This window comes from Caballeronia calidae (assembly GCF_900044055.2).
Taxonomy (GTDB): domain Bacteria; phylum Pseudomonadota; class Gammaproteobacteria; order Burkholderiales; family Burkholderiaceae; genus Caballeronia; species Caballeronia calidae.
This window is the reverse complement of record NZ_FCOX02000171.1, coordinates 1-5,119: the sequence shown is the minus strand read 5'-3', so window position 1 is coordinate 5,119 and position 5,119 is coordinate 1. Positions and strand designations below refer to the sequence as shown.

Below are 5,119 nucleotides of genomic sequence, written 5' to 3'. Positions count from 1 at the left end.
GTCAAAATTTTATTTCATAATTCGTAATGGTTTGTGCTGTTGCTCCGCTGTATGGTCGATGATCATCATCAAGCGGCGGTTTTGTATGTTGCGCGCGGCATCTGCGGCATTCTGCCGGGTATGTGTGACCTGCGAGGTGCGCGTAGGCGATATTGACGGGCAATGAGTGACCGACAGCAATTAAGGCGTTGATACGCCCCCGGCTTCACTGGTAGACAACTGAGTCCTGCTCGGTTGGTTGGTTCAATAGGCATGCGTTCTCAAGCCACGAACGGGTGGGTATGAAAATAAATAAGAAACTTCATGCGCTTTGGTCGTTGATGCTGTGCATGAACGCAATGGTCGTGGCGCAGACAGATGACGCTGAACGGACGCAGTGCCGTTTGAGCGAAGTGGCGCAACTGCCGATTTGGGAGTTTAATGGTCGATTTATTACGACGCTGGAGATCAATCGTCGCACTATGCCGTTTCTGATCGACACCGGCTCCGGCGGGACTTTGATTTCGCCGGAGGCCGCCGATCAAGTGGGTGTGGCGTTTGACCGTCAGCGCAAGGTGGTCATTGATGGCTTTGGCCGGTTCTCAGGCGAGGGGCATCCAGGCATTGCGCGTCGGATCAAACTGGGATCAGTGATTTGGCAGGATTACGCGGTGACCGTGACCGATCTTGAGGGGGCGTCCGTCCCGCGGGCTCCGGTGGGCGTGTTGGGGGCGGATTTGCTGGCACAGTTCGACATTGAATTTGATTTTCCCGGGCGGACTATGACGCTTTATCGCCCCTCTGGTTGTCGGACAGACTGGGTCCCATGGCTAGGCGTCTATCAGGTATGGCGACCTATGCGCACGGCGCAAAACGCCCTTATTTTCCCCGTCTCCTTGAACGAGCAGCCACTTTTTGCTGAGCTCGATACTGGGGCGCAGATGACGATTGTGAGTCGCCAGGCGGCGCTGAGCGCAGGGGTCGATCCCAAAGCGCTCGATGAGACTCCTGTCGAGGCGGCTACTGCGGTCGGTGGTGGGGCGCCAATGACGGTGCGGCCCTATCTACTCTCGACCTTTAGAGTCGGTGCGCTCACTATGCACCATCGCTCTTTGTATGTCGGCGATGCCGTCCTGGCGAATGCTGACGTGTTGCTTGGCATGGATGTGCTGCGCAACACGCGATTATGGTTATCTTACTCAAGCAATCGAATATTTATGCGCTACACCGCCGGTCCCGCGGCGGCATTGCAGAATTTCCTTTCGCGGCCCGTGCGAGAGTAACCAATTAGCGCGGCTGTCCGGGAGCTGCGGATGTTTTCCTCGCTAAAAGCAATATGCTCGCGGCGAAAAAAAATCCCGCGGGGGTGCGGGATTGAAGGAGGGACGGGCAAAACGAGGCAAAAAGAAGAAACCTCAGAGTGAGGCAGTATGGCGCCCAAGCGCGCGCGAAGGCGTGAGTATTGGTTTGATTTTGTGATCGCTCGATTGGGTATGTATTGGGTATGGTTCTGGCTGCGACTGCGGCAATATGTGCGCGCAGATGAAAATCGAAGCGCCTAGCAGCCATGGGAGTGGAGTTGGTCCGTCTACTCTGAAGGGGGCAGGCGCTACTGCGTGCGGCGGAGATGCGAGCAGGGGGGGGGCTTTGATGCGCGGAGACGCTCATTTGCCCGCCCGGCTAGTCGGCAAACAGCGCTGCGCAAATCATCTGGGAAGGTGAAAAGAAATCTACGCTTGATCTGACGCGCCGGCGGCGAGGTGCTTGATCACGTCGGTTGTCATTGAACATTGTTCATGGTTGGTCACTTTTCTTGATGATTGAATCGATTAAGCTGGTTATGTTGAAATGGCTCTTTGTCGCGTCGGGGACGCTTTATTAACAATGCGCGCTCCCCGTGGGCGCGCAGGCGCAGGATCCATGCGAGTGGGGTAATTAAAAGGATAAGCCTCTTATTAAAGGGATGCAGTGTGAGAAAAATAATAACGGTATTGATCGGTTGCGCATTCCTATGCGATATAGTGCACGCGCAACAAGCGGGCGATACCCTCATCACGTTTGGCGGCGCATGGATGGATTTCGCGAACTCCTCTGCAAGTGAACTCCAGAGCAGCTCGCTTGCCGGCACTTTTAGCTCGCCCGGAACGACAGCTGAAGTCCATAACGCTTTTACGGCGCAACTCCTGTTGTCACACTTCATCACCGACCATATCGCGCTTGACGCAACCTTTGGCGTTCCTCCGGAATTAACGTTGGCCGCGCAAGGCAATGCGATGCCGCTCGGCGCGGGCGGCCCTCAATGGTTTCTTGCGCAATACCAACCGCTCCTATGCGTGCGTGCTTGGCCCCTTACGGCGTCAATCAAATATTACCTGGGCAGTGCCATGAGCCGATTGCGGCCCTTCGTGGGCGTCGGGGCGAACTATACGTGGTACTCTCATGTCCAGCTTAATGAAGGTCTATCGCAGGCGCTGCAAGGGGTCGCGGGCGCTAACAATCTAATAAAGACCTCGTTAAGCCCTTCTTGGAATCCTGTCTTTATGATCGGCGCCTCTTATCGACTCGGACAGCGTTGGTATGCCATCACTTCAATCAGTTATGTTCCCTTAAAAACTAACGCGACGGTCGAAGTGCAGTCATCGGACGGCGTCGCCGTGCTCTCAAATCGCGTTCGCGTCACCGCAAATCCAATCGTGGTATCGCTTGGCATCGGATATCGCTTTTAAAGCTGCAATGCCTATGCAAAGCTCAAGCCGCGCTGCACCTCGTGCTGCCTGTCGAGCACCATCAGATTCTGGCCCGCGTGCGTGAGGGCTTGGCCGTTATGCACTCGCCCGAGCCGCTGATTATGGCTACCGCGCTGGCTTGCACCGCTCACCCAGCCACGGCGCCGCGGGTAGCTGTGCGAGGAGGCTATCGCCCGCGGCAGTGCGCCTGCCCTCGGAGGTTGCGCTTATCTCGCGTCTGCCATGAATTGCGACAATGTCGCCGCATCGTCAACCGCTGGTTGAACGCGTTTTGGCCGATATAATCGGGCGGCAGACGTATGCACCTCATCGCTCGTTACAGTCACGCCGTTTATCTGCGGGAGCAGTCTGTTGGCCGGTTGTGGGACGACGAGCAGGATGTCGCTTCATGAGCAATGCGGAAGGCCAGTTCGGAGTGGCAGCGCCTCAAGCTTTTACGGGAAGATTGCTGAGTGATCGAGCGTCGTGGGGACGGAATCGCTTCCGCTTCACGCCAGAGAGGGCCATCTACGCCTGAAAGTCACTCACCTGCTCCCTCGGCGATGAAAATCGCTTTTCTTATTGCCCGCAAACCCGACATGCTTAGCATTGTATGTGTTTGGGTGAAATGAAAGTAATCTGTTGTCCCGGCTCGACGGCAATCGCTTGAAGAGACGGTGCAATCATCATCGATTCCCCGGGCGAACCATCTCGGATGGCCCAGCCTTTTGCTACGGGGCATCGAGTGTCGCCCGGGGGGGCGAGAACTGGCCACCTCCGGCAAAGCCCGGAGGGTAAGTGCCATGCAGATTTTATCGGTTGATAGTTAGTGCGGTCACGAGTGCTCATAGGTCAACTTCGCAAAAAGTCCACGAACTTCGTAAGGGGATATGTGTGGAGGTGGGCAAAGGGTAAGCTACTCTCAATGGAAGTGGGCGAGATGCCCTTGTTAAAATGGTAACGGACGCGGGGAGGCACCTTGTGTTTTCAGTCTTAAATGATCCAAGCTTTCAGAAGGAAATCAAGAAGTTGCCCAGAGCGCTGGAGTTCGTCGGTTGCGCGGAATCCGCGGAAACCATGCGCTGTCTCGTTGAAGGATTTACTCAGATTAGGCACGATGTTCAGCGGGCGTGCGAGACAACCGGTGGCGCGGCTGATTATTATCACATGTCAATGATCGGTAACGCCGCTGAGGCGGTGGTCCGGACAATGAATCGTTTTTCGGCGCCGGGCGTTAGAAAGATACTTTTTTAATATCTTCTCGCCATCGAGAGAACTTTTAGAATCTGGAGAAAATATGGCTTCCCTTACAGCGGCTCAGATGTTGGCGAGCGCCGGTCAAACAGAGGCGCTTACTCAGTCTGCCACGGCGATAAACAATATGACGACTGCGCAATCGATCCAGGCGTCGATTGCCAACGCGAACCTGAATTTTCAGGTGAGTATCGTGACGGCGTATGTGCAGTTGATGCACAATTTGGGGCAACTACTGGCTGCTTCGACACGCAGCTAACGCATTTTTCTAGGAAGTCGCTGCCAGACCATGCAAGAATGGCATAAGGCGTTATTGACAGATTTTTGCGAGGTCGTCGATATACCAGCATCGGATCAAGTTCTGTCCGGCGGTTCGATCGATGTCGATGGTTTTTCAGTTGACTTCCTAGACCTCGAAGACGATGAATCTGCTTTATACGTCAATTTTCACTACGGCATAGTCACCGCAGGACGGACCTATACGGTATTTCGACTTTTACTTGAAGCCAATTTGCTGGTCTACGCCAAAGATGATGCTCGGCTTGGATTGGACCCTTCTACCGGAGGAGTCATCCTCTTCCTCCGGTTTTCTGAAGATGCGGGGCTTGACGGCGAGCAATTGTCCGACATCCTCTCGCATTATGCAGACCATGCACGTTATTGGCGCACGCAGATCTTTGAGGCATCAGACGAGATGTATGAAGGCGTTGCAAGGGGCGATTATACGTGGCTGCAGGTCTAAAGAGATTCGCGTCTGGCTGGCAGGCTGGCATCATCCTGCCGCCACAAGAGCATGCCTCGCACACCGACAGTCTGTCGACGCGACTGCCATATGTTGCGGACCGCGCGCAGGGCATGACTCTGTCGGAGCGCAGTGCGAATGAGTGCCTGCATTTAGGGAGCGAGTCGTCTCGCTTACGCGGTTCGAATGACGGTGAGTGGCGCGGCAGCACGTCAATTACAGTGAACCACTCCAATTCTGAGTAGCGCGTACCGGAAGTCGATAAAATCGCAGCTTATTGTGACGAATGAATGGCGGCGCTAGGTGCGGCGTATCAAGTCTCTCTTCTCAGGCTAAATTAAAGGTGCTCATGTAATTGATAATTCGATTCTTTCGAGTGCAATAATATTTCATTTATTCCACGTGCGTTTTCAATTGA

At 54.6% G+C, this 5,119-nt stretch carries 4 protein-coding genes; all 4 read left to right on the top strand.

Going from position 1 to position 5,119, the window contains the following annotated elements:
* Nucleotides 1-281: 281 nt before the first annotated feature.
* The 4 genes from AWB78_RS41390 (at nucleotide 282) to AWB78_RS41370 (ending at nucleotide 4,701) form a co-directional block, all read left to right on the top strand.
* A complete protein-coding gene (locus tag AWB78_RS41390) occupies nucleotides 282-1,262 on the top strand; it encodes a retroviral-like aspartic protease family protein (RefSeq protein ID WP_062612948.1) in 981 nt (326 codons plus the stop codon).
* A 738-nt stretch (nucleotides 1,263-2,000) separates the two neighbouring features.
* A complete protein-coding gene (locus AWB78_RS41385; RefSeq protein WP_232478112.1) occupies nucleotides 2,001-2,705 on the top strand; it encodes an OmpW/AlkL family protein in 705 nt (234 codons plus the stop codon).
* A 1,297-nt stretch (nucleotides 2,706-4,002) separates the two neighbouring features.
* A complete protein-coding gene (locus tag AWB78_RS41375) occupies nucleotides 4,003-4,218 on the top strand; it encodes a hypothetical protein (protein WP_062612939.1) in 216 nt (71 codons plus the stop codon).
* A gap of 30 nt (nucleotides 4,219-4,248) precedes the next feature.
* Nucleotides 4,249-4,701 carry a CesT family type III secretion system chaperone gene (locus tag AWB78_RS41370; protein ID WP_062612936.1) on the top strand — a complete coding sequence of 151 codons (453 nt, stop codon included), beginning with the start codon at nucleotides 4,249-4,251 and terminating at the stop codon, nucleotides 4,699-4,701.
* Nucleotides 4,702-5,119 lie beyond the last annotated feature (418 nt).